General features: G+C 75.4%; 26 protein-coding genes, 1 pseudogene and 1 riboswitch. Of the genes and pseudogenes, 8 read left to right on the top strand and 19 right to left on the bottom strand.

Annotation, left to right across the window (positions count from 1 at the left end; genetic code table 11):
* Window positions 1–48: 48 nt before the first annotated feature.
* A complete protein-coding gene (locus KPL57_RS42320; protein ID WP_226356017.1) occupies window positions 49–279 on the bottom strand; it encodes a hypothetical protein in 231 nt (76 codons plus the stop codon).
* Window positions 280–333: 54 nt separating this feature from the next.
* On the opposite strand from KPL57_RS42320, the gene KPL57_RS42315 reads away from it, so the two are divergent.
* On the top strand, window positions 334–852 hold the full coding sequence (locus KPL57_RS42315; RefSeq protein WP_226356016.1) for a hypothetical protein: 519 nt from the start codon (window positions 334–336) through the stop codon (window positions 850–852).
* A gap of 38 nt (window positions 853–890) precedes the next feature.
* Here the strand turns inward: KPL57_RS42315 and KPL57_RS72930 are convergent.
* Window positions 891–989, bottom strand: a pseudogene (locus KPL57_RS72930) (hypothetical protein); the annotation flags it as partial.
* Between the two features lie 195 nt (window positions 990–1,184).
* Entirely contained in the window at window positions 1,185–1,514 is a 330-nt protein-coding gene (locus KPL57_RS42310; protein ID WP_226356015.1) for an antibiotic biosynthesis monooxygenase, read from the bottom strand.
* A 105-nt stretch (window positions 1,515–1,619) separates the two neighbouring features.
* Between KPL57_RS42310 and KPL57_RS42305 the strand changes: the two genes are divergently transcribed.
* Window positions 1,620–1,997 carry a helix-turn-helix transcriptional regulator gene (locus tag KPL57_RS42305; RefSeq protein WP_020624590.1) on the top strand — a complete coding sequence of 126 codons (378 nt, stop codon included), beginning with the start codon at window positions 1,620–1,622 and terminating at the stop codon, window positions 1,995–1,997.
* Window positions 1,994–2,446, top strand: coding sequence for a Fur family transcriptional regulator (locus KPL57_RS42300; protein ID WP_373324130.1), 453 nt, complete (start codon window positions 1,994–1,996; stop codon window positions 2,444–2,446). Before KPL57_RS42305 ends, KPL57_RS42300 begins: the two co-directional genes overlap by 4 nt.
* Before the next feature lie 10 nt (window positions 2,447–2,456).
* Here KPL57_RS42300 and KPL57_RS42295 read toward each other — a convergent pair whose 3' ends face one another.
* Window positions 2,457–3,824, bottom strand: a complete 1,368-nt coding sequence (locus KPL57_RS42295; RefSeq protein ID WP_226356014.1) for an aminotransferase class V-fold PLP-dependent enzyme — start codon at window positions 3,822–3,824, stop codon at window positions 2,457–2,459.
* Between the two features lie 43 nt (window positions 3,825–3,867).
* Window positions 3,868–3,982, bottom strand: a riboswitch (SAM riboswitch).
* 74 nt (window positions 3,983–4,056) lie between these two features.
* Between KPL57_RS42295 and KPL57_RS42290 the strand changes: the two genes are divergently transcribed.
* Window positions 4,057–4,692, top strand: a complete 636-nt coding sequence (locus KPL57_RS42290) for a hypothetical protein (protein ID WP_226356013.1) — start codon at window positions 4,057–4,059, stop codon at window positions 4,690–4,692.
* 80 nt (window positions 4,693–4,772) lie between these two features.
* Entirely contained in the window at window positions 4,773–4,973 is a 201-nt protein-coding gene (locus KPL57_RS42285) for a DUF2795 domain-containing protein (RefSeq protein ID WP_226356012.1), read from the top strand.
* A 37-nt stretch (window positions 4,974–5,010) separates the two neighbouring features.
* Here KPL57_RS42285 and KPL57_RS42280 read toward each other — a convergent pair whose 3' ends face one another.
* From KPL57_RS42280 to hrcA, 13 genes are all read right to left on the bottom strand, one after another.
* Window positions 5,011–5,427 (bottom strand): hypothetical protein, encoded by a 417-nt coding sequence (locus KPL57_RS42280; protein WP_226356011.1) that lies wholly within the window; start codon window positions 5,425–5,427, stop codon window positions 5,011–5,013.
* Window positions 5,424–6,209: an isoprenyl transferase gene (locus tag KPL57_RS42275; RefSeq protein WP_226356010.1), complete on the bottom strand. Its 786-nt coding sequence runs from the start codon at window positions 6,207–6,209 to the stop codon at window positions 5,424–5,426. Before KPL57_RS42275 ends, KPL57_RS42280 begins: the two co-directional genes overlap by 4 nt.
* Before the next feature lie 34 nt (window positions 6,210–6,243).
* Window positions 6,244–6,606: a hypothetical protein gene (locus KPL57_RS42270; RefSeq protein WP_062401510.1), complete on the bottom strand. Its 363-nt coding sequence runs from the start codon at window positions 6,604–6,606 to the stop codon at window positions 6,244–6,246.
* Window positions 6,607–6,829: 223 nt separating this feature from the next.
* A complete protein-coding gene (gene recO, locus KPL57_RS42265; protein WP_226356009.1) occupies window positions 6,830–7,666 on the bottom strand; it encodes a DNA repair protein RecO in 837 nt (278 codons plus the stop codon).
* 20 nt (window positions 7,667–7,686) lie between these two features.
* The gene (era, locus tag KPL57_RS42260; protein WP_224403076.1) at window positions 7,687–8,589 is read right to left on the bottom strand and encodes a GTPase Era; all 903 of its coding nucleotides are present in this window, start codon (window positions 8,587–8,589) and stop codon (window positions 7,687–7,689) included.
* A complete protein-coding gene (gene lhgO / locus KPL57_RS42255) occupies window positions 8,586–9,818 on the bottom strand; it encodes an L-2-hydroxyglutarate oxidase (RefSeq protein WP_226356008.1) in 1,233 nt (410 codons plus the stop codon). The genes era and lhgO overlap by 4 nt, the downstream gene beginning before the upstream one ends.
* A 114-nt stretch (window positions 9,819–9,932) precedes the next feature.
* Window positions 9,933–11,357 carry a hemolysin family protein gene (locus KPL57_RS42250; protein WP_226356007.1) on the bottom strand — a complete coding sequence of 475 codons (1,425 nt, stop codon included), beginning with the start codon at window positions 11,355–11,357 and terminating at the stop codon, window positions 9,933–9,935.
* A gap of 37 nt (window positions 11,358–11,394) precedes the next feature.
* On the bottom strand, window positions 11,395–11,940 hold the full coding sequence (ybeY, locus tag KPL57_RS42245; RefSeq protein WP_226356006.1) for an rRNA maturation RNase YbeY: 546 nt from the start codon (window positions 11,938–11,940) through the stop codon (window positions 11,395–11,397).
* A 91-nt stretch (window positions 11,941–12,031) separates the two neighbouring features.
* Complete coding sequence (locus KPL57_RS42240; RefSeq protein WP_226356698.1) at window positions 12,032–13,096, bottom strand: PhoH family protein; 1,065 nt, start codon at window positions 13,094–13,096, stop codon at window positions 12,032–12,034.
* Window positions 13,097–13,228: 132 nt separating this feature from the next.
* Window positions 13,229–14,125, bottom strand: coding sequence for a S9 family peptidase (locus KPL57_RS42235; protein WP_226356005.1), 897 nt, complete (start codon window positions 14,123–14,125; stop codon window positions 13,229–13,231).
* Window positions 14,126–14,218: 93 nt separating this feature from the next.
* The gene (locus KPL57_RS42230; protein ID WP_226356004.1) at window positions 14,219–14,974 is read right to left on the bottom strand and encodes a 16S rRNA (uracil(1498)-N(3))-methyltransferase; all 756 of its coding nucleotides are present in this window, start codon (window positions 14,972–14,974) and stop codon (window positions 14,219–14,221) included.
* A 4-nt stretch (window positions 14,975–14,978) separates the two neighbouring features.
* Window positions 14,979–16,145 carry a molecular chaperone DnaJ gene (gene dnaJ / locus KPL57_RS42225; protein WP_161151755.1) on the bottom strand — a complete coding sequence of 389 codons (1,167 nt, stop codon included), beginning with the start codon at window positions 16,143–16,145 and terminating at the stop codon, window positions 14,979–14,981.
* Window positions 16,146–16,190: 45 nt separating this feature from the next.
* A complete protein-coding gene (gene hrcA / locus KPL57_RS42220) occupies window positions 16,191–17,210 on the bottom strand; it encodes a heat-inducible transcriptional repressor HrcA (RefSeq protein WP_226356003.1) in 1,020 nt (339 codons plus the stop codon).
* 92 nt (window positions 17,211–17,302) lie between these two features.
* On the opposite strand from hrcA, the gene KPL57_RS42215 reads away from it, so the two are divergent.
* Genes KPL57_RS42215 through KPL57_RS42205 form a run of 3 tightly spaced genes read left to right on the top strand, consistent with a single transcriptional unit; the run spans window position 17,303 to window position 20,243 of the window.
* The gene (locus tag KPL57_RS42215; RefSeq protein ID WP_226356002.1) at window positions 17,303–18,442 is read left to right on the top strand and encodes a hypothetical protein; all 1,140 of its coding nucleotides are present in this window, start codon (window positions 17,303–17,305) and stop codon (window positions 18,440–18,442) included.
* Window positions 18,439–19,389 (top strand): ABC transporter ATP-binding protein, encoded by a 951-nt coding sequence (locus tag KPL57_RS42210; protein ID WP_226356001.1) that lies wholly within the window; start codon window positions 18,439–18,441, stop codon window positions 19,387–19,389. Before KPL57_RS42215 ends, KPL57_RS42210 begins: the two co-directional genes overlap by 4 nt.
* Complete coding sequence (locus tag KPL57_RS42205) at window positions 19,386–20,243, top strand: ABC transporter permease (RefSeq protein WP_062401494.1); 858 nt, start codon at window positions 19,386–19,388, stop codon at window positions 20,241–20,243. The genes KPL57_RS42210 and KPL57_RS42205 overlap by 4 nt, the downstream gene beginning before the upstream one ends.
* Window positions 20,244–20,265: 22 nt before the next feature.
* Here the strand turns inward: KPL57_RS42205 and KPL57_RS42200 are convergent, their stop codons facing one another.
* Both KPL57_RS42200 and hemW read right to left on the bottom strand, forming a co-directional pair.
* Entirely contained in the window at window positions 20,266–21,051 is a 786-nt protein-coding gene (locus KPL57_RS42200; protein WP_226356000.1) for a lipase, read from the bottom strand.
* Window positions 21,048–22,241, bottom strand: a complete 1,194-nt coding sequence (hemW, locus tag KPL57_RS42195; protein ID WP_374203870.1) for a radical SAM family heme chaperone HemW — start codon at window positions 22,239–22,241, stop codon at window positions 21,048–21,050. Before hemW ends, KPL57_RS42200 begins: the two co-directional genes overlap by 4 nt.
* Window positions 22,242–22,396: the final 155 nt, after the last annotated feature.

Raw genomic sequence — 22,396 nt, 5'->3', positions numbered from 1 at the left:
ACCCTGCAGAGGCTGCGAGGTCGCAGAACGGTCTGCGAGGTCGAGCGCTCACGCGACACGGTCCAGGGCGCGGTGCAGGCGGGCGACGGTCGGGGCGAACGACGCCGCGCTGTGCAGGTCGGCCCACACCCAGCGCACCACCGCGACGCCCTCGGCCCGGATCGCGTCCTCCCGCAGCTTCTCCCGCCACAGGACCTCCTCGAGGTCGCCACCGGGGTCGAGCCGCCGGCCGTACTTGATGCGCCCGTCGAACTCCCCGCCACCCGGGCCTGCTCCCACCAGAAGTCGACCCGGCCGAGGAACCGTCCCGCCGGATCCCGCAACTCCTGCTGGGTGGCCGGTGCGGGCAGGCCGCAGGAGTGGAGGAGGAGCCTGCTGCGGGTCTCCCCCGGGCCGTCCGCACCGCCGTCGGCCGCGGCGAGCACCCGGCGGGCGGCCGGGGTGCCGGGACGCCGCGCGGACCGGGCCACGGCGGCGGCGAGCTCGTCGGCGGTGACGGCTCCGGCGTGCAGCGCCGCGTCGGTGACCGCGACCGCCACGACGAAGGGCAGAGCGCGGGCCAGGTCGACGACCGTGCGCGGGACCGTCGTCACCGGGACGCCGTCGACGACGGTGATCTCGTCCGCGGCGAGCGTCGCCGCGTGGCACCGCGCCGACGGCGCCGTCCGCGCACCGCTGCGCCGGTTCCTGGTCACCTCCACCCGGTCGAGCGGGACCCGCCACAGCCCGATCCCGTGCATCGCCGCCGCCGAGACGTGGCTGAACACCGCGTCCGGGGACAGGGTGCGGACCGCCGCACGCACCGTCTGCCGGTGTCGTTCCACCGGTCCGAGGTCACCGGCTCCGACGTAGGCGCCGCGACGCAGCCGGACGAGCCGGCCCGAGGCCCGGAGCCTGCGGAGCTCGTCGTCGCCCACCCCCGCCGCGACCAGGTCCCGGCGCAGCACCGGGGCGGGCGAACCGGGCGCCGGTCGCGGGTCGGAGTCCATGTCCCCACCGTCGCCGCGCACCGGGAGCGGGGGAAGCCCGTCACCCGTCCGGCTGTGGACGGTCCCAGCTCGCGCCGGGCGTCGAGCGCGCGCTGTGGACAACCAGGCCCCTCCGCCGCACCTCACACACGTTCCTGCGACCTCGCACGCTCTGCAGCGGCTGCGAGGTCGCAGGAACGTGTGCGAGGTCGGAGGTCAGCTCAGCAGGCTGGGGTGGTGGACGGGGGTGGCGCGGGGGGTCACCGTGATCAGGGACTCGTAGGTCGCCTCGGTGGTCGTGTCGGCCTCGGCCAGCAGCGGGTGCACGTGCTCACGGACCTCGAACGGCCCCAGGGCGCGCCGGTAGGCGTCGACGGAGTCGAAGCGGACGGTCAGGACCCACTGCCCGGCGTCCTCGATCGCCCGGCCCGCCTCACCCCCGCGGCAGCCCGGCCGGGCGGCCAGGAGCTCCAGGGCACGGGCCGCGCGCGTGGTGAACGCGGACTCCTCGGAGGGGGACACGCGGAAGCGGCAGACCAGCAGCACGGCGCGACGATAACGAACACGCCTACCATGTCGGGTGCGGCCGGCACGGCACAGCAGCGCCGGGGGGTGTGGCCGCCGCCTCCGGGGAACGGACGGGTCCACCACATGTCTGCCGCAGCCCAGACCACGCACGCACCGGGAGCCGGCCCGGGTGCGGACGACGACCACCACCCCGCGCCCGAGCCCGGCCCGACCCGCGACCCGCGCACCCTCGCCGCCGCGGGCGACCTGCTGCGGGCACTCGCCGCACCGGTCCGGATCGCCATCGTCCTGCAGCTGCTGGAACACTCCCGGTGCGTCCACGACCTGGTGGACGCGCTCGGGGTCACCCAGCCCCTGATCAGCCAGCACCTGCGGGTCCTCAAGGCCGCCGGGGTGGTCGAGGGCGAGCGGAAGGGCCGTGAGGTGCTGTACTCGCTGGTGGACGACCACCTGGCGCACATCGTGGTGGACGCCGTCGCCCACGTCGAGGAGGACACGTGACGGAGACGACCGACCGGACGACCGCGGCGACGATCACACAGCGGTCCACCGCCGGGCCGCGCGGCATCCGCGCCACCCGGCAGCGGGCCGCCGTCACCGCGCTGCTCGACCGCCTGGAGGACTTCCGGTCCGCCCAGGAGATCCACGAGGAGCTGCGGCGCGCCGGTGAGGGCATCGGCCTGACCACGGTCTACCGGACCCTGCAGACCCTCGCCGACGGCGGCGAGGTCGACGTGCTGCGGGTCGCGTCCGGCGAGGCGGTCTACCGGCGCTGCGAGACCGAGCACCACCACCATCACCTGGTGTGCCGCCGGTGCGGCGCCGCCGTCGAGATCGAGGGCCCCGCGGTGGAGTCCTGGACCGAGTCGGTCGCGCAGAAGCACGGCTTCACCGAGGTGTCGCACACCCTGGAGATCTTCGGCCTCTGCGGCCGCTGCTCGGCGGGCTGACGCCCCGGGCTCAGTCCCCGCAGCCGGGGACGGCGGGCAGCTCCCGGTCCCGGGCGAACGGGTCGGCCGGGCGCGGGTCCGGGGTGGGCGCCCACCGGCCGTCGACGAGGGCGTAGGTCCAGGCCGGACCGCGCCGCGCCAGGTCGGTCAGCGCGTCGACCAGCCGGTCGACGTCGGAGGGGCCGGTGCGCAGGCCCAGCGAGGCGCGCACCGCGTCGCCGCCGCCGGTGAGCCGCTCCAGCAGCGGGTGCGCGCAGAACCGCCCGTCGCGGACGCCGATGCCGTACTCGGCGGACAGCGCCGCCGCGACGAGGCCCGCGGGCAGCTCGCCGAGGGTGAACGAGACGGTCGCGGTGCGGTCGGCGTCGGGCCCGTCGTCGAAGCAGGACAGGATCCGCAGGCCGGGGACGGTCGCCAGGCCCGCGCGCAGCCGGGCGGCGAGCTCGCGCTCGTGGGCGGGCACGGCGTCGTCGATCAGGTCCTCGAGGGTGCGGCAGGCCGCGCCCAGCGCAGCGGCGCCGAGCACGTTCGGGGTGCCGCCCTCGTGGCGCTGCGGTGCGGGCAGCCACTCGGTGACGGTCTCCCCACCGGCCACGGCGACCGAGCGGACCGCTCCCCCGCCCGCGACGTGCGGCTCGGCGGCGTCGAGCCAGTCCCGGCGACCGACGAGGACCCCGGCGCCGTAGGGCGCGTAGAGCTTGTGCCCGGACAGCGCGACGTAGTCCGCGCCCCACCCGGCCAGGTCGACGCGCCGGTGCGGGGCGAGCTGCGCGGCGTCGACGCACAGCCGGGCGCCCGCGGCGTGCGCGATCCGGGCGATCTCGGCGACCGGGAGGAGCTCGCCGGTCACGTTGGACGCACCGGTGACCGCGACCAGCGCGGCGTCGGGACGGGCGGCGAGCTCGGCCCGCAGCGCGTCGAGGGTCGCGGCGATGCTGCGACCGGCCCGCACGACCCGGTGCTCGGCGCCGCCGGTACCGCCCCGCCAGGCCAGCAGCGTCGCGTGGTGCTCCAGATCGAGGGTCACCACCGGGCCGGGCACGGCGCGGGCGAGCAGGCCGAGCGCGTCGGTGGTGTTGCGGGTGAACACCACGACGTCGTCGGCGCGGGCCCGGACGAACCGGGCGACGTCGGCGCGGGCGTTCTCCACCAGGGCGGTGCAGACCTTCGAGGTCCAGCCGGCGCCGCGGTGCACGCTGCCGTGGTAGGGCAGCACCTGCGCGACGTGCGCGGCGACGCTCTCCAGCGCCGGCGCCGACGCGGCGGAGTCGAGGTCGCAGTAGCGGGCCCACCCGCCGTCGACGAGCGGGACGGAGAGGTCCGCGCCGACGACACGGGGCAGCGCGTGCTGGACGGAACGCGACAGGGCGAGGGTCATGATCGGGCCTCCGGCCGATCTCGGGGACCCGGCGTGGCGCACGGATCCGCGCTTGCCGACTGCGGGTGTCGCGTCGGCCCGGTCATCACCCGGGGCACCCCACCGCGGAGGAGGGTTGCCGTCCAGCGAGCCGGGGCTTCGCGCTGGCACTCGTGACCTTCGCCGCCGAAGCTAGCAGACCGTCTCAGAAGGAGACACCGTGACCGTCGCCACCCCGGATAGCGTCTGAACGATGACCGACACGCAACCCGCCCCGGGCACGGTACGGCGGATCGACGTCCCGGAGTCCGGCGAGCTTGCCCAGCTGGCGGCGGTGTTCGACGACCTGCAGTACGTGCTGCAGTGCTGCGAGCACCTGGTGACCGCGCTCGGCGGTCCGGAGTCCGGCCCGGTCCGGGTGGCCGCCGACCCGGCCCTGGTCGAGGCACTGTGGACCGGCGCGGTGATCGGCTACGTGCGCTGCTTCTCCGGCCGCACCAAGACCCTCACGAAGGACGACCTGTCCACCCTGGAGCTCGAGGGTGACGTCACCGGGTTCCACGACATGATGTCGACGCTGCGCGACCACTACGCGTCGCGGCACGTCAACCCGCGTGAGTCCTACGAGATCGGCGTCGCCCAGTCCAACGACGGCGCCCCGCGCGGTGTCGCGGTCGTCTCCACCCCGCGCCCCCAGGTCGACGAGACCACGGTGCGGCTGCTCGGCCGGGTCGCCTACGGCCTGTCCGGGCTGGTGGACGCGCGGATGACCAAGGCCCAGAACGACGTGCTGGGCGTGGCGCACGCGATGACCGCGGGCCAGCTGGCGGCGCTGCCGATCGTGCACCTCAGCGACGCCGGGGAGGCGGACCCCGCCGGGGAGGGCTGACCGTCGTGCGGCCGTCCCGTGCATGGACGGCCGCACACCGGCTATCCGGTCACCGAACGTCCACGACGAGAGGTGACCCCATGACATCCCGTACGACGACCGCCGACGCCGTCCGCAGCGCCCTGCACGGTCTCGAGTTCCCCGCCTCCAAGGACGACCTGGCGTGGACCGCCGAGCGCAACGGCGCCGACGCCGCGACGGTCGAGGCCCTGCGTTCGGCACCGGCCGAGGACTACACCTCGGTCGACGCCGTCGTCGCGGCCGTCGACACCGGCGAGTGACGGGTCCGGCCGGGGGTGCGCCCCCGGCCGGGCGGTCTCAGCTCCCGACCAGCTCCGCGCGCATGCTCGACGCCGAGGACACGACCAGCATCAGCAGGGTGCCCATCGGCCCCTCGCCCAGCCCGGCCGCGGGGAAGGCGTAGCGCAGCGTCACGTCCCAGCCGCGCTCGCCGCGCACCACCCGGGGCGTGCCGAACAGGCCCTCCCCCACCCCGAGGCCGACCCGTCGCGGCACGTCGTGCTCCGGGTCCGCGGACTCCGGCAGGTCCCACGCGACGACGCAGGTCAGGTTGAGGACCGGCAGGCCCTCCTCCAGCTCGGTGCCCTGCACCACGCACAGCACGCCGCCGTGGGCGAAGGTCAGCGCGCCGTCGTCGTCGGTGGTGACGTCGTGGAACCGCTCCAGCGCACCCTTGGCGGTGGCGAGCATCCCGGAGATCACATCGGTGGTCACGGTGTCACTCCCGTCGTGGCGTCCACGGCTCCCCCGAAACGCCGGTCCCGGCGCGCGTAGATCTCGATCGCCTGCCAGATGTGGCGGCGGTCGAAGTCCGGGAACAGCGTGTCCAGGAAGACCATCTCGGCGTAGGCGCTCTGCCAGAGCAGGAAGTTCGACGTCCGCTGCTCCCCCGAGGAGCGCACGAACAGGTCGACGTCGGGCATGTCCGGCTCGTCGAGGTACCGGGCCAGCATCCGCTCGTCGATCTTGTCGGGGTTGATCCGGCCCTCCGCGGCGAGCCGGGCGAGCTGCCGCACCGAGTCGACGATCTCGGCGCGGCCGCCGTAGTTGACGCACATGGTCAGGTTCAGCACGTCGTTGCCGCGGGTGCGCTCCTCGGCGATCTCCAGCTCCTTGATCACCGAGCGCCACAGCCGCGGGCGACGGCCCGCCCAGCGGACCCGGACCCCCATCGCGTCCATCTCGTCGACGCGGCGGCGGATCACGTCGCGGTTGAAGCCCATCAGGAACCGGACCTCGTCGGGGCTGCGCCGCCAGTTCTCGGTGGAGAACGCGTACGCCGACAGCCAGCGCACGCCCAGGTCGATGCAGCCGCGGGCGACGTCCATCAGCGAGGCCTCGCCCCGCTTGTGGCCCTCCGTGCGGGGCAGGCCGCGGGCGTTGGCCCAGCGGCCGTTGCCGTCCATCACGAGGGCGACGTGGCGCGGCACCAGCTCCGGCGGGATCGCCGGGGGCCGGGCACCGGACGGGTGCGGTGCGGGAGGCTGGAACGGCACGTCGCCGACCTTACGTCGGGGACGGCGGACGGGTTCAGTCGCGGTGGTCGGGCTGCGGCCAGGCCGGCACGGCCGGGTCCTCCAGCCGCTCGATGGTCTCGCGCAGCCGGCGCATCCCGCGGTGCCCGCGGATCCGGTCGGCCTCCGACATCGGCTCGGACTCGTCGGGCCGGATCACCGGCAGCATCGGGATGGCCGGCCACGCGCCGTCCTCGGTGCGGGCCCGGACCTGACGCATCGCGCGGGTCGGCCCGTCCTGCGGGGACTCCGGCATCGCCTCGGTGCGGACCGGGAACTGCTGGGTGGGCGGCACCGGGATGCGCTGCGTGGCGGCCGGGAGACGGTGGGTGCGACCGGTGTGGTCGTCGTCCGGCGGCGGGGTGTGGGGTCGGTTCACGACTGCCTCTCCGACGGGGCTGGGGTCCCCTCGATCACAGGAGCGTAACGAGACGGCGGAACCGGTTGCCCGTCGAAAGCGACGATCACCCGGTGGAGTCGGCGGAAGTCCCGTGCGACGCGACCGGCGGCACCGCGACGGGCGGCGCGCCCGCACGTCAACCGCTCGACGAAGCGGACGGGCCGCTCACGGCATCCCACATCGGGACAAAAGTCCGGTCGGACTAGCCAGGGAGGGCGTCCGGGGGTGTCGCCGCTCCGCCGTCCGGCGGTTCCGGGGCGGGCCCCGGAACCCCGGGTACGACGACGGCGGCGGGCCGGACCCGGGCGCGGCGGTCGACCAGGGGCAGCGAGCGCAGCTGCCGCTCCAGGTGCCACTGCAGGTGCGCCGCGACCAGGCCGCTGGCCTCACGCCGGGTCGGGGTGCCCGAGGCGTCCGCGGTGTCCCAGTCGCCGTGCAGCAGCGCGGACAGCAGGGCCACCGTCTCGGTCGCCGGGGTCACCGAGCCCGGCGGGCGGCAGCGCGGGCACACCATGCCGCCGCCGGCGACGGTGAACGACCGGTGCGGGCCGGGCGTCGCGCAGCGCGCGCACTCCGACAGCGACGGCGCCCACCCCGCGTGGCTCATCGCCCGCAGCAGGAACGCGTCGAGCACCAGGGCCGGTTCACGGGCGCCGTCGGCCAGCGCCCGGGTGGCGCCGAGCAGCAGCAGGTACACCCGCAGGCTCGGCTCACCCTCCTCGGACACCAGCCGGTCCGCGGTCTCCAGGATCGCGCAGCCGCAGGAGTACGCCGACCAGTCCGCGACGATCGCCGGGGCGAACGCGTCGACGGTCTGGGCCTGGGTGACCACGTCCAGCGTGCGGCCGGTGTAGCACTGGACGTCGACGTGGTTGAACGGCTCCAGCCGGGCACCCCACCGCGACCGGGTGCGGCGCACGCCCTTGGCGACCACCCGGATCTTGCCGTGCTGACGGGTCAGCATCGTGATGATCCGGTCCGCCTCGCCCAGCTTCTGCACCCGGAGCACGATCCCGGTGTCGCGGTAGAGCTGGGCCACGCACCCAGTCTAGGTCCTGCTCAGAACCCCAGCTTGCGCAGCTGCTTCGGGTCCCGCTGCCAGTCCTCGGCGATCTTCACGTGCAGGTCGAGGTGCACCCGGGTGCCCAGCAGCTTCTCGATCTGGCGACGGGCGTCGCTGCCGACCTGCTTGAGCCGGGCACCGCCCTTGCCGATCACGATGCCCTTCTGGCTGGACCGCTCGACGTAGATGATCGCGTAGATCTCCAGCAGGTCCTTCTTCTCGATCGTCTCCTCGACGACGACGGCGATCGAGTGCGGCAGCTCGTCGCGCACGCCCTCCAGCGCCGCCTCCCGCACGAGCTCGGCGACGAGCACGTCGGTCGGCTCGTCGGTGAGGTCGCCGTCCGGGTAGAGCTGCGGGCCCTCCGGCAGCAGCCCGACCAGCAGGTCCGAGAGCAGCGACACCTGGAAACCCGACCGCGCCGAGGTCGGCACGACCTCGGTGAACTCCATCAGGGCCGACACCTCGGTGAGCCGCTCGGCGACCTGCTCGGGGCGGGCGGTGTCGGTCTTGGTGACGACGGCGACCACCGGGGTGTGCGCGGCGATCCGCCGCAGCTCCTCGGCGATGAACCGGTCGCCCTTGCCGACCTTCTCGTTGGCGGGCACGCAGAACCCGACGACGTCGACCTCGGACCAGGTCTCGCGCACCAGGTCGTTGAGCCGTGACCCGAGCAGGGTCCGCGGGCGGTGCAGCCCCGGGGTGTCGACCAGGACGATCTGGGCGTCCGGGCGGTGCACGATCCCGCGGATCGCGTGCCGGGTGGTCTGCGGGCGCGAGGAGGTGATCGCGATCTTCTCCCCGACCAGCGCGTTGGTCAGCGTCGACTTGCCGGCGTTGGGCCTGCCGACGAAGCAGGCGAACCCGGACCGGAAGCCCTCGGGCTGTGCGCCGGTCACGCCGCACCCAGCCGGTCGAGGATCTCGCGGCCGATCGGCAGGGCCGCCGTCGCCGCCGGGGAGGGTGCGTTCAGCACGTGCAGGATCGAGCCGGGGCGGCCCGCGCCGTCCGGACCGGCCTGGTCGAGGAACAGGAAGTCGTCGACCAGGGTGCCGTCGGCCTTCACCGCCTGGGCCCGCACCCCGGCGCCGGCCGGGTGCAGGTCGGAGGCGGTGACGTCGGGCAGCATCCGCTGGATCTGGCGGACCATCGCCCGTGTCGACAGCGAGCGGCGGACCTCGCCGATGCCGTAGCGCCAGTGCGTGCGCGCCACCCTCACCATGCCCGGGTAGGTCAACGTGCCCAGCAGCTCCTTCGGCCGGACCGTGCGCCAGTCGTAGCCCTCTCGGGCCATCGCGAGCACGGCGTTCGGGCCGGCGTGGACGGTGCCGTCGATGCCGCGGGTGGCGTGCACCCCGAGGAACGGGAACGCCGGGTCGGGCACCGGGTAGATCAGGCCGCGGACCAGCGAGGCGGCCCGCTCGGAGAAGCCGGAGTACTCGCCGCGGAACGGCACGATCCGCACCCCGGGGTCGGCACCGGCCAGGCGGGCGAGCTCGTCGCAGCGCAGGCCGCCGCAGACGACCGCGCGGGTGCCGAGCAGGTCACCGCGGGTGGTGCGCACGACGACGTCGGACGGGCGGCGGGCGAACCCGGTGACGGTGCGGCCCAGGTGGACCTCGCCGCCGTTCTTCTCCACCAGCTCGCCCAGCTTCTCCGCGACCAGCCGGTAGTCGGTGATCCCGGTCGAGGGCACCCACAGCGCGGCGAGACCGCGGACGTCGGGCTCGTAGGTGCGGATGCCGTGCTCGTCGAGGCGGTGGTTCTCCACGCCGTTGGCGTCGCCGCGGCGGGCCAGCTCGTCGAGCCGGGGCAGCTCCTCGGGCTCGGTCGCGACGACGAGCTTGCCGCACACCTGGTGCGGCAGGTCGTGCTCGCGGCAGAACGCGATGGTCTCGGCACACCCGGCGACGGCCAGGCGGGCCTTGTAGCCGCCCGGCGCGTAGTACAGCCCGGAGTGCACGACGTTGGAGTTGTTGCCGGTCTGGTGGTTCGCCAGGCGCTGCTCACGCTCGACGACGGCGACGCTGAGCCCGTTGCGGGTGGCGGCGTACGCGGTGGCCAGGCCGACGATCCCACCGCCGACGACGACCAGGTCGTAGCGCGGTGTCGCGGGCAGCCCGGTCACCGGGCACGCTCCGCGGGGATGGTCGTGCGGGCAGCCATCAGGTCCTCCTCGCGTCCCACCCGTGGCGGGACGGTCACGTCCGTCGGTCGCTCCCCGTGGCCGGGGACGGCCAGGTCAGTGCCGGTCGGCGCCGGCGTGCTCGGTGGGGTCGCCCGCGACGTGGTCGGGCACGTCGGACTCCCGGGTGTCCCCGCGCGGCTCGTCGTGGTCGGTGTCCTCGGTCTCGGCCGGCTCCAGCGGGCTGACCAGCACCGAGGTGATGCGGACACGGCCGCGGGCGTCCTTGCCGCCCTCGCCCTGCAGCCGCAGCAGACCGTCCAGCTCGGCGGTGGCGCCGGGCAGCGGCACCTTGCCCAGCCGCTGGGCGAGCAGCCCGCCGACGGTGTCGACGTCGGCGTTCTCCAGCGCCTCGTGCAGCTCGTCCTCGCGCGGGGTACCGCGGAACCGGCCGGCGAACAGCTCCTCGAGGTCCTCGGCGGGCAGCCGGGCGGAGACCCGGAAGGCGCCGTCGGAGGCCTCGGCGACCTCGGGCACCTCCTCGGTGTCGTACTCGTCGGTGATCTCGCCGACGATCTCCTCCAGGATGTCCTCGATCGTCACCACGCCCGCGGTGCCGCCGTACTCGTCGACGACGACGGCCATGTGGTTGCGGGTGCGCTGCATCTCGCGCATGAGGTCGTCGCTGCGCTTGGAGTCCGGCACGAAGGCCGCGGGGCGCAGGATGTCGAGCAGCGGGACCTCCCGCTCGCCGCGCCGGGCCTCCTCGCGGGCCCGGACCAGGTCCTTGAGGTAGGCGATGCCGATGACGTCGTCCACGCCCTCGCCGAGCACCGGGATGCGCGAGTAGCCGCTCTTGAGCGCCAGGCGCAGCACCTTCTCCACCGGGGTGTCGCGCTCGGTCCAGATCAGGTCCGGCCGCGGCACCATGATGTCGCGGACCGGGGTCTCCCCCAGCTCGAACACCGAGTGGATCATCTTGCGCTCGCCCTCGTCGACCACGCCGCGGTTGCTGGCCATGTCGACGAGCTCGCGCAGCTCGACCTCGGTGGAGAACGGGCCGTCGCGGAAACCGGGGCCCGGGGTGATCGCGTTGCCCAGCAGGATCAGCAGCTTGGCCAGCGGGGACAGCACGACGCCGATCGCGCGGATCGGGCCCGCGAGCAGCAGCCCGATCCGGTACGGGTGCTGGCGGCCCAGCGTCCGCGGGCCGACACCGATCAGGACGTAGCTGGCGAGCACCATGAGCACGCCCGTGAGCAGCAGCCCGATCCAGGTGGCGGAGAACAGCGGCGCGAGCGCGAGGGCCAGCAGGATGATCGCGACCGTCTCGCAGGTGACCCGCAGCAGCATCAGCAGGTTGACGTGCCGCGGCCGGTCCGCGACGACGGCGGCGAGCGCCTTCGCGCCGGCGCGGCCGGCGCGCACCACGGCGTCCACCCGGGCACGCGAGATCGACATGAGGGCCGAGTCCGCGGCGGCGAACACCCCGGCCAGCAGCACGAGCAGGACCGTCGCGACGATCAGCCAGACGGTGGTCACTTCTGCTCCTCGGAGAACGTGGTCGTGGGTCTTCCGGTCACCGGCCGGACTCGTCCTCGAAGCCGGCGGCACCGAGCAGGCGGTCGTCGCTGCGCTTCTGGGCGTCCCGGGCGCGCTCGCGGGCCCGGTCCTCCCGCCAGCGGACCAGCAGCCGGTTCTGCAGCGCGAACATCTCGCGCTCGTCCTCGGGCTCGAGGTGGTCGTACCCCAGCAGGTGCAGGATGCCGTGCACGGTCAGCAGGTGCAGCTCGTCGGCCAGGGTGTGCCCGGCCTTGCGCGCCTGGTCCCGGGCGAAGGCCGGGCAGAGCACGACGTCGCCGAGCAGGGCGGGGCCCAGGTCCGGCGCGTCGGGGCGCCGGGTGTCCTCGGCGAGGGAGTCCATGGGGAACGCCATGACGTCGGTGGGGCCGGGCTCGTCCATCCAGCGGACGTGCAGCTCCTCCATCGCGTCCAGCCCGACGGCGGTGATCGCCAGCTCGGCGGACGGGCTCACCTTCATCGCGTCCAGCGCGTACCGGGCGACCGACACGATCTGCGCCTCGTCGACCGTGATCCCGGACTCGTTGACGACCTCGATGCTCACGCCGCCGCTGCCCTGCCCCTGCTCGCCGATACGGATGTAGGGGGCAGCCTAGACGGCCGTACCGACGGTCCCGGTGCCACCCGCCCCCCGGTCACCGCCGCCGGTCGGGTCGCCGCGCGGGGCCGTTGCGGGGTGCGCCGTTGCCGACGGCGGCCGTGCGGTGCTCGGACGCGTCGAACCGGGCGTAGGCGTCGACGATGTCGGACACCAGGCGGTGCCGGACCACGTCGGCGCTCTCGAGCCGGGAGAAGTGCACGTCGTCGACGCCGTCGAGGATGTCCTGCACGACGGCCAGGCCGGACCGGGCGTTGCCCGGGAGGTCGACCTGGGTGATGTCGCCGGTCACCACGATCCGCGAGCCGAAGCCGAGCCGGGTGAGGAACATCTTCATCTGCTCGGGCGTGGTGTTCTGCGCCTCGTCGAGGATGATGAACGCGTCGTTCAGGGTCCGGCCGCGCATGTACGCCAGCGGCGCGACCTCGATCGTCCCGGCGGCCATCAGCTTCGGGATGGACTCGGGGTCGAGCATGTCGTGCAGCGCGTCGTAGAGCGGGCGCAGGTACGGGTCGATCTTCTCGAACAGCGTGCCGGGCAGGTAGCCCAGCCGCTCCCCCGCCTCGACCGCGGGCCGGGTCAGGATGATCCGGTTGACCTGCTTGGCCTGCAGCGCCTGCACGGCCTTGGCCATCGCCAGGTAGGTCTTGCCGGTACCGGCCGGGCCGATGCCGAAGACGATCGTGAACGCGTCGATGGCGTCGACGTAGCGCTTCTGGTTGAGCGTCTTGGGCCGGATGGTCTTCCCGCGCCGGGACAGGATGTCCAGACTCAGCACCTCGGCCGGGGACTCGCCCAGGCGCTCGTCGGCGGTGTTCTCCGCCGAGAGCATCTGCACGGTGCGGCGCACGGTGTCCGCGCCGACCAGCTGGCCGCGCTCGGCCAGGGTGATCAGCTCGGTGAAGACCCGCTCGGCGAACGCGACGTCGCCCGGGTCCCCGGACAGGGTCAGCTCGTTGCCGCGGACGTGGACGTCGGCGGTCAGCTCCTCCTCGGCGGCGCGCAGGCTCTCGTCGCGCGAGCCGAGCAGGGACAGCAGGGCGGTGTCCGGCACGGCCATCCTCGACCGGACGGTCCCGCCCGGTGCCGCGGTGGACCGCAGGTCGGTCCGGGGGGTGGAGCCGGGTTCGGTGCCGGTCAAGAGTGTGTTCGCCTGCCTCGTACGTCGGGTCGCCGGACTGCGCCGATCGTACCGGTCGGACCGCCGACGGCACCCGCGGATTCTCCCCGCGGATCAGGCGGGGGTGCTCAGCCGTTCCACGGCCTGCAGCGCGGCGGCCCAGCCGGGGTGGGCGACGTCGATGAGCTGCAGATGGTTCGCGCCCTCGACCCGCACGAGCTCCGACCGGTCCCCGGCGGCCGTCGCGGCGGCGACGAAGTCCTCGCTCTGGGAGAGCGGGACCACCTCGTCTGCGGTGCCGTGCACGCACACCGACGGCACCCCGAGCGGGACGGCCTCCAGCGGGCTGGTCGCCCGGAAGCGGGCCGGGTCGGCGCCCGGGGTCGCCGCGACGAGGTCGGCGACGGCGCCGTCGCCGAGCAGCATCCCGCCGGCCAGGTCGAGCACCCCGGCAAGCGAGACCACCCCGGCCGGGCGCACCGCGGGCGTCGCGCCCGGGTCGCCGGGGGCGAGCTTCGCGCGCATCGCCAGCCAGCCCGCGAGGTGCCCGCCCGCCGAGTGCCCGAGCACGACGAGCCGGCGCAGGTCGAGCCGGGTGGAGCGCAGGGTGGCGAGGTGGTCGGCGGCCATCGCGACGTCGTCGAAGGTGGAGGGCCAGCCACCGCCGGCGTCCACCTTCCGGTACTCGATGTTCCAGACCGCGAAGTTCGCCGCGACCAGCGCGTCGACGACCGGGCGCATGATCGTGAGGTCGGTGCCGGCCCGCCAGAACCCGCCGTGCACGACGATGACGGCGCCGCGGGGCAGGTCCCGGCTCGCCGGGAAGGTCAGCTCGCCGAACTGGTCGGGCTGGCCGCCGTAGGCCATCCGCTCGGTCCGCGGGGCGGTCTCGTCGCGCGGGGGCCGCCGCGGGGCCGCGGGGGCGTCGTTGCCGCAGGCGCCGAGCAGCGGGGCGGCGGCGAGGCCGGCCAGCAGCGCGCGGCGTCCGATCCGGGGAGCGTGGTCACTCACGCGGCGGATGATGACACCCGCGCCCCGTCCCCGACGACCGGTTCGCCGGATCGTGACCGGCGTCCGCGGGTGGCGGTGACGCGACCGGACGGCTCAGCGGGCCCAGCGGCCGGTGCGCACGGCGAGCGCGCCGAGCGCGACGCAGGCCGCGGTGGAGGCCCGCAGCACCTCCGGCCCCATCCGGACCGGGACGGCGCCGGCCTCGGCGAGGCGGTCGAGCTCGGCGTCGTCGACGCCGCCCTCCGGTCCGACGGCGAGCAGCACCTCCCCCGCCGCGGGCAGCGTGACCGAGGCGAGGTCCTCGCCCGCGGACTCGTGCAGCACCAGCGCGGTGTCGGCGGCACCGACCCGGGCGGCGAGCTGCGCGGTGGTCACCGGATCGGCGACGTCGGGCTGCCACGGGCGGCGGGCCTGCTTGGCGGCCTCGCGGACGGTGGACCGCCAGCGTTCGAGGGCCTTCGCGCCGCGCGGGCCGTCGTCCCAGCGGGTGACGCAGCGGGCCGCCTTCCAGGGGACGAACCCGTCGGCGCCGGCCTCGGTGGCGGTCTCCACGGCGAGCTCGCCGCGGTCGCCCTTGACCAGCGCCTGCGCGACGACGACGCGGACCGCGGGTGCGGGCACCCGGGTCACCTCGTGCAGCCGCACGGTCAGCGCGTCCCGCCCGGCGACATCGACGACCTCGGCGCGGGCGAGCCCGCCCCGGCCGTCGGACAGCACCAGCGCCTCGCCGGGACGCAGCCGTCGCACGGTCGCGGCGTGGCGCCCCTCCGGGCCGTCGAGCACCGTGTCGGAGCCCGGGCCCGGGAGGGACGCGACGTCGTCGACCAGGAACAGCGGCGCCGTCGTCACCGGGTCAGCGTCCGGTCCAGCTGTCGCGCAGCTTGGAGAACAGGCCGTGCCCGTTGCGGGAGCCGCCGATCAGGTCCGGCTGCTCCTCACCGCGCAGCTCGGCGAGCCGGCGCAGCAGGTCGGTCTGCTCCTTGTCCAGCCGGGTCGGCACCGCCACCTCGACGTGCACGAGGAGGTCGCCGTGGCCGTCGATGCGCCCGGTGGAGCGCAGCCGGGGCATGCCCTTGCCGCGCAGCGTGCGGACCGTGCCGTGCTGGGTGCCCGCCTCGACGTCGATCTCGGCGACCGAGCCGTCCAGCAGCGGCAACGGCAGCGTGGTGCCGAGCGCGGCCGCGGTCATCGGCAGCGGGAGCGTGCAGTGCAGGTCGGCGCCGTCGCGGGTGAACAGCTCGTGCGGCGCCTCCTCCACCTCGACGTAGAGGTCACCGGCGGGACCGCCGCCGGAGCCGACCTCGCCCTGGCCGGACAGGCGCACCCGCATGCCCTCGGCGACGCCCGCCGGGATCTTGACGGCGACGGTGCGCCGCGACCGGACCCGGCCGTCGCCCGCACACTGGCGGCAGGGGTCGGGGATGACCTCGCCGAACCCGCGGCAGGTCGGACAGGGCCGTGCGGTGACGACCTGCCCGAGGAACGAGCGCTGCACGCTCTGGATCTCCCCGGAGCCGCCGCAGGTGTCGCAGGCGGTGGGGTGGGTGCCCTCGGCGCAGCCGGAGCCCTGGCACTGGGTGCACAGGACCGCGGTGTCGACGGCGAGGTCGCGCTGCACACCGGCGGCGCAGTCCTCCAGCGTCAGCTCCATCCGGATCAGCGCGTCGGCGCCGGGCTGGACCCGGCTGCGCGGGCCGCGCCCGCGTCCGCCGCCGGCGGTGCCGCCGAAGAACGCGTCCATGATGTCGCTGAACCCGCCGAACCCGGCGAACGGGTCACCGCCGCCACCACCCCCGCCGCGGGCGTCGAGGGGGTCGCCGCCGAGGTCGACGACCCGGCGCTTCTCCGGGTCGGTCAGCACCTCGTAGGCGGCGCTGACCTCCCGGAACCGCTCCTGTGCCGCGGGGTCGGGGTTGACGTCCGGGTGCAGCTCACGGGCGAGCTTGCGGTACGCCCGCTTGATCTCCGAGGCGTCGGCGCCGCGCTCGACGCCCAGGATCCCGTAGTAGTCGCGTGCCACCTGGCTCTTTTCCTCAATGAAGTACGTACAACAACGATGAAAGGTCTACCGACCGGTCAGGATCTCACCCACGTACCGGGCGACCGCATGCACCGCCGAGATCGTGCCCGGGTAGTCCATCCGGGTCGGTCCGACGACGCCCATCCCGCCCAGCGGAGTACCCGATCCGTACCCCACCGTGACCACGGACGCGGTGCGCAGGTCCTCGGCCTCGTTCTCCTCGCCGATCCGGACCGTGACCAGCCCGGAGTCCTGCGAGGCCGCGAGCAGCCGCATGACCACGACCTGCTCCTCCAGGGCCTCCAGGACCTGGCGCAGCGAGCCGGGGAAGTCGGCGTGGCTGCGGGTCAGGTTCGCCGTGCCGCCCAGCACCATCCGCTCCTCGGGGTGCTCGACGAGGGTCTCGATGAGCACCGTCGCGAGGTGCAGCAGCGGGGTGCGCAGGTCCTCCGGCGCGGTGTCGGGCAGCTCGGCGACGGCCGCGGAGGCCTCGGCGAGCTTGCGGCCGTTGAGGGCGTTGCCCAGCATCTCGCGCAGCCGGGCGACGTCGGTGTCGGCGAGCACGTCCCCCAGGTCGACGACGCGCTGGTCGACGCGCCCGGAGTCGGTGATCAGCACCAGCATCAGCCGGGCCGGGGTCAGCTGCACGACCTCCAGGTGGCGGACCGTGGAACGGGTGAGCGTCGGGTACTGCACGACGGCGACCTGGCGGGTCAGCTGCGCGAGCAGCCGCACCGAGCGGCGCAGCACGTCGTCGAGGTCGACCGCGCCGTCCAGGAACGTCTGCACGGCCCGCTTCTCGGCCGACGACAGCGGCTTGACCTGCGAGATCCGGTCGACGAACTGCCGGTAGCCCTTGTCGGTGGGGATCCGGCCCGCGCTGGTGTGCGGCTGCGCGATCAGGCCGTCCTCCTCGAGGACGGCCATGTCGTTGCGCACCGTCGCGCTCGACACCCCGAGGTTGTGCCGGTCGACGATGGCCTTCGAGCCCACGGGCTCCTGCGTCGACACGTAGTCGGCCACGATGGCCCGCAACACGGCGAACCGCCGCTCGTCGGCGTTCATCTCCTCGCACCTCCCCCGGTGTGCCCCGTCCATCCTAGGCGCCGTCGTGGCCGCGCGGCCGGGGCACGCGGCGTGGCACGGTGGGTGGGGTGATGTCCGCACGCCGCTTCGGCCGGCGCTCCCTGCTCGTCGGTGCCGGTGCCGTCGCCCTGGTCGCGGTGGGCACGACCGACCGCTGGCTCCCCGTCGGCGACGTCGCCGGGACCTCGGACCCGGTCGCGCTGCGGGCCCGGATCCTGGCGGGTGTCGTCCCCCACTCCGGCCTGGCGACGGCGACCGGCCGGCTCGGGCTGCCCACCGTCGCGCCGATCGGGTCCGCGGCCCGGCTGCTGTCCACGACCACCCGGATCCGCGTGCAGGTCGCCGACGCGGGCCGCTGGCGGGTCGACGAGCTGACCCCGGTCGGCGAGGTCGACACCTACCGCGACGGACAGGTCGAGCGGATCTGGGACTACGGCGCGAACCGGCTGACCACGGTCTCCCTGCTCGCCCCGGTGCGGTTCCCGCGGGCCTCGGACCTCGCCCCGGCCGACCTGGCCCGCCGGCTGCTCGGCGCGACCCCCGACGACCCGGTGACGGCGCTGCCGGCACGGCGGGTGGCCGGGCTGGCCGCGGCCGGGCTGCGGGTGACCCCGGCCGACCCGGACAGCCTGGCCGGGCGGATCGACGTCTGGTCGGTCCCCGTCGGCGACGGCGCCCTCCCGGTCGCGGTCGAGATCGCCGCCCGGGACGGTGCGGGCCCGCTGCTGGAGACGGCGTTCGAGGCGCTGGACACCGCCGCGCCACAGGCCGCGGCGCTGGTCCCGGCGCCGCCGTCGTCGGCGGAGCGGGTGCGGGCCCGTCCCGACGACCTGACCGGCTCGCTGCGCGGGGTCGGCGCGGTGCCCCCGCCGGACCGGCTGGCCGGCCGGGACCGGGTGGAGCTGCCGGTGTCCGGGGACGTCCCGGCCGCCGAGCTGCTGCCCGGGGTCGGTGTCTACGGCACCGGGGTCGGCCGGTTCGTGCTGGTCCCGGCCGGGCCGGAGGTCGTCGACGGGATCGTGCGCGGCTCGGCCGCCGCGGGCGGGGTGGACGTGCCGGGCCTGCCCGGCGGCTCGGCCGCCCGGGTGGCGACGCCGCTGCTCAGCCTGGTCGTCGCCCGTCGGCGACGGCGCGGGGTGCTGCTGGCCGGGACGGTGCGGCCCGGTGTGCTGGAGTCCGCCGCCGTCGAGCTGATGGGGACCCGCCGGTGAACGACCCGGTGCTCGCGACGCACGCCCTGACCAAGCGGTTCGGCCGGGTCACCGCCGTCGACGGCGTCGACCTGGCGGTGCCCGCCGGCTCCCGGTTCGGGCTGCTGGGCCCGAACGGCTCCGGCAAGACGACGCTGGTGCGGATGCTGCTCGGGCTGGTGCACGCCACCTCGGGGTCGATCGAGGTGCTGGGCTCGCCGATGCCGCGGGCCGCCCGCACGGTGCTGCCGCGGGTCGGTGCGCTGGTCGAGTCCCCCGCCGCCTGGCCGGGGCTGTCGGGCCGGGCGAACCTGACCCTGCTCGACGCGGCGGGCTCGGTGGGCGGCCCGCTGCACCGGCCCGCCGACCGGCGACGACGCGTGCAGGAGGCCCTGGAGCAGGTCGGCCTGGGCGGGGTCGACCGCCGCCCGGTGCGGGCCTACTCGCTGGGGATGCGCCAGCGCCTGGGCATCGCCTCGGCGCTGCTGCGCTCCCCGGAGCTGCTGCTGCTCGACGAACCGACCAACGGCCTGGACCCGCGGGGCATCGGCGAGATGCGCGCCCTGCTGACCGCGCTGAACGAACGGGGCACGACCGTGGTGCTGTCCAGCCACCTGCTCGCCGAGGTGGAGACGCTGTGCACCCGGGTCGGGGTGATGGACGCCGGGCACCTCGTGCTCACCCAGGACCTCGACGAGCTGCGGGCGCCGACCGGCCGGGTCGTCGTCCGCACCCCGGCCCCGGCGGCCGCGGCGCGGGTGCTCGGCCGGGCGCTGGAGTCCGCCGACGGCGACCGGCTCATGGTGCGCGCCGTCGACCCCGCCGACCTCAACGCGCACCTGGTGCGGGCCGGGGTGCCGGTGGCGTCGCTGGAACCGGAGCGCCGCACCCTGGAACAGGTGGTGCTGGAACGGACCGGTGACGGCTCGGACCGGGTGGCGACGGCCGGGCCGGGGGTGGCGCGGTGATCCTCGTCGAGCTGGCGCTGCTGCTGCGCCGCACCCGGGTGTGGCTGTGCTGGCTGCTGTTGTGCGCGCTGCCGGCGCTCGTCGCGGTGGTCGTGTCGGCCACCGGGATCCTCCCGCCGCCCGGGCAGGGGCCCGCGTTCCTGTCCGCGGTCGCGACGAACGGGCAGATCTTCCCGGCGTTCGCGCTGGCGCTGGTGCTGCCGATCCTGCTGCCGATCACCGTGGCGGTGGTCGCCGGGGACACCGTCGCCGGGGAGGCCGCCGCGGGGACCCTGCGCTACCTGCTGATCCGGCCGGTCGGGCGGCTGCGGCTGCTGGTGGCGAAGCTGGTGTCGGTGGCGTTCTTCGTGGTCACCGCGGTGACGCTGGTCGTGCTGACGTCCTACGCGGTGGGGATCGCGGTGTTCGGCACCGGCACCACCACCGCCACCGGTGGCCTCACCCTGCCCCCGGTCGACGCCGGGCCCGGCTCGGTCGCGTCGCTGTCCGGGACGGTGATCGAACCGGTGGACCTGGCGACCCGGACCGGGCTGACCGTGGCCTACCTGGCGCTGTGCATGCTCACCCTGGGCGCGCTGGGGATCTTCTTCTCCACCCTGACCGACTCGCCGCTGGCGGCGGCGCTGGCGGTGCTCGCGGTCGTGGTGACCAGCGCGTCGCTGCAGGCCCTCGACGCCTCGGCCGCCTTCGTCGACTTCCTGCCGACGGCGCACTGGCTGGCCTGGATCGACCTCTACCGCGACCCGGTCCTCTACGACGCCGCCCGCACCGGGGCGTGGGTGCAGGCGGGCTGGGTCGCCGTCGCCGTCGGGGCGGCGTGGGCGAACCTCGCGACCAAGGACATCGCGAGCTGAGCGCGCGGCGCGCCGGGCCGCCTCAGCCCGCGGCGCGCAGGGTGCCGCAGGCGGCCGGGGCCTGCTCGATCGGTGCCGTGGACAGGGCACGGACGACCAGGCCGATCACGGCGTCGTCGGCGGGCAGGCCGCCGTGGCCCACGGTCGAGCCCGGGCACAGCTGCTGGAGCTCCACGTTGACCGCACCGTCGAGGCGGGCCGAGGTGGGCGGGGTGACGACCTGGTCGCGGTCGGTCCACACCGACAGCCAGGGCACCGCCGTCCCGGCCCCGGCGAGCTCGCCCAGCAGCGCCGACCCCGGGGCGAGCTGACGGCAGGCCTGCGGGCAGGCATCCGGGGCGACGGCCGCGGCGGAGCCGGCCACCGTCGTCCCGGCCAGCGGGGAGCCGATCGACACGATCCGCCGGGCCCGGGCCGGGCCGTCGTCGCGGATCGCCCACAGCCCCGCGACGACGCCGCCCGCGGAGTAGCCGACGACGTCGACCGACGGGGCCCCGCCGTCGGTGGCGACGGTGACCGCGCGGTCCAGCACCGCCACCTGCCGGTCGAGGTCGCCGGTGCCGTCGCCGTCGAGGGCCAGGACGCGGGCGTCGCGGCCCTGGGCGCGCAGGGCCCCGGCGAGGACCTCCAGGCCGGTGCGGTCGCCGCCGTAGCCGGGGACGATCAGGACCGGGCCCGGCCGGTCCTGGGCGACGGGCCCGCCCGCGCCGCGGGACCCCTCGGGCAGGGCCGCGACGACCGCGGCCACCACGCCGACCGCCACCAGCAGGGCGACGACGACCAGCAGCGCCCGGCGGCGCGGGCTCACCGGGCCCCCGCCGGGGCGTCGTCGGCGATCAGCAGGTCGGTGACGACCCGGTCGGCCAGCAGCCGTCCGCGGTCGGTCAGCACCGCGCGGCCCGCGGCGTGCGCCGCAAGGTCCAGCAGCCCCTCGGCGACGGCGCGGGCGGCGGCCGCGCGACCGCCGTCGCGCAGCAGGGTCAGGGCCATGCCCTCGGCGAGCCGCAGCCGCAGCATCACCCGCTCGGTGTGCCGCTCGTCCGCGGTGAGCTCCTCGCGCCCGCCCTCGGGGGTCTCCCCCGCGGCGAGCGCGCCGGCCCAGCGCGCCGGGTGCTTCACGTTCCACCAGCGCGTCCCGGCCAGGTGGGAGTGGGCGCCGGGGCCGATCCCCCACCAGTCGCCGTCGCGCCAGTAGCCCAGGTTGTGCCGGCACTCGGCGCCGGGCAGCGACCAGTTCGACACCTCGTACCAGGACAGCCCGGCATCGCGCAGCCGCGCGTCGAGCAGCTCGTAGCGGGTGGCGGCGACGTCGTCGTCGGGGGCGGGCAGCTCCCCGCGGCGGACCCGGCGGGCCAGCGCGGTGCCGTCCTCGACGATGAGCGCGTAGGCCGAGACGTGGTCCACCCCCGCGTCGAGGACGGCGTCGGCGGAGGCGCGCAGGTCGTCGTCGGTCTCGCCGGGGGTGGCGTAGATCAGGTCCAGGTTGACGTGGCCGAACCCGGCGGCCCGGGCCTCCCGGGCGGCGGCGACGGCGCGCCCCGGGGTGTGCGTGCGGTCCAGTACGGCGAGCACGTGCGGGGCGGCGGACTGCATGCCCAGCGAGATGCGGGTGAACCCGCCGGCCCGGAGCCGATCGAAGAACTCCGGCGAGACCGACTCGGGGTTGGACTCGGTGGTGACCTCGGCGTCCTCGGCGAGCGGGAGGTGCTCGCGGACCGCGTCGAGCATCGCGACGAGCCGGTCGGCGCCGATCAGCGACGGGGTGCCGCCGCCGACGAACACCGTCTCCACGGTGCGGTCCCCCACCGTGCGGGCGGCGAGCGCGATCTCGGTGCGGGCGGCGGCGAGCCAGCCGTCCGGGGACGCGGCGTCGCCCGCGAGCTCGGAGGCGGTGTAGGTGTTGAAGTCGCAGTAGCCGCAGCGGGTCGCGCAGAACGGCACGTGGACGTAGAGCCCGAAGGCCGGCGGCACGGAGGTCACGTCCGGCGAGTGTGCCACCGCCGGGCCGGTCGGTGCCGGGCGCACCTCGGGCCCGGACCGCTCCCCGGCAGGTCCGGGGCGCGCGGACGGGCCGGTCACGACGGGGGTGGCATCCGGGACCCCCGCGGTGGACGATGGGTTCCACCGCGCCCGTGACCCGGGGATTCCGGGTG

The organism is Pseudonocardia sp. ICBG601, assembly GCF_020496245.1.
The sequence above is the reverse complement of the archived record's forward strand: the minus strand, read 5'-3'. Positions and strand labels throughout refer to the sequence as shown.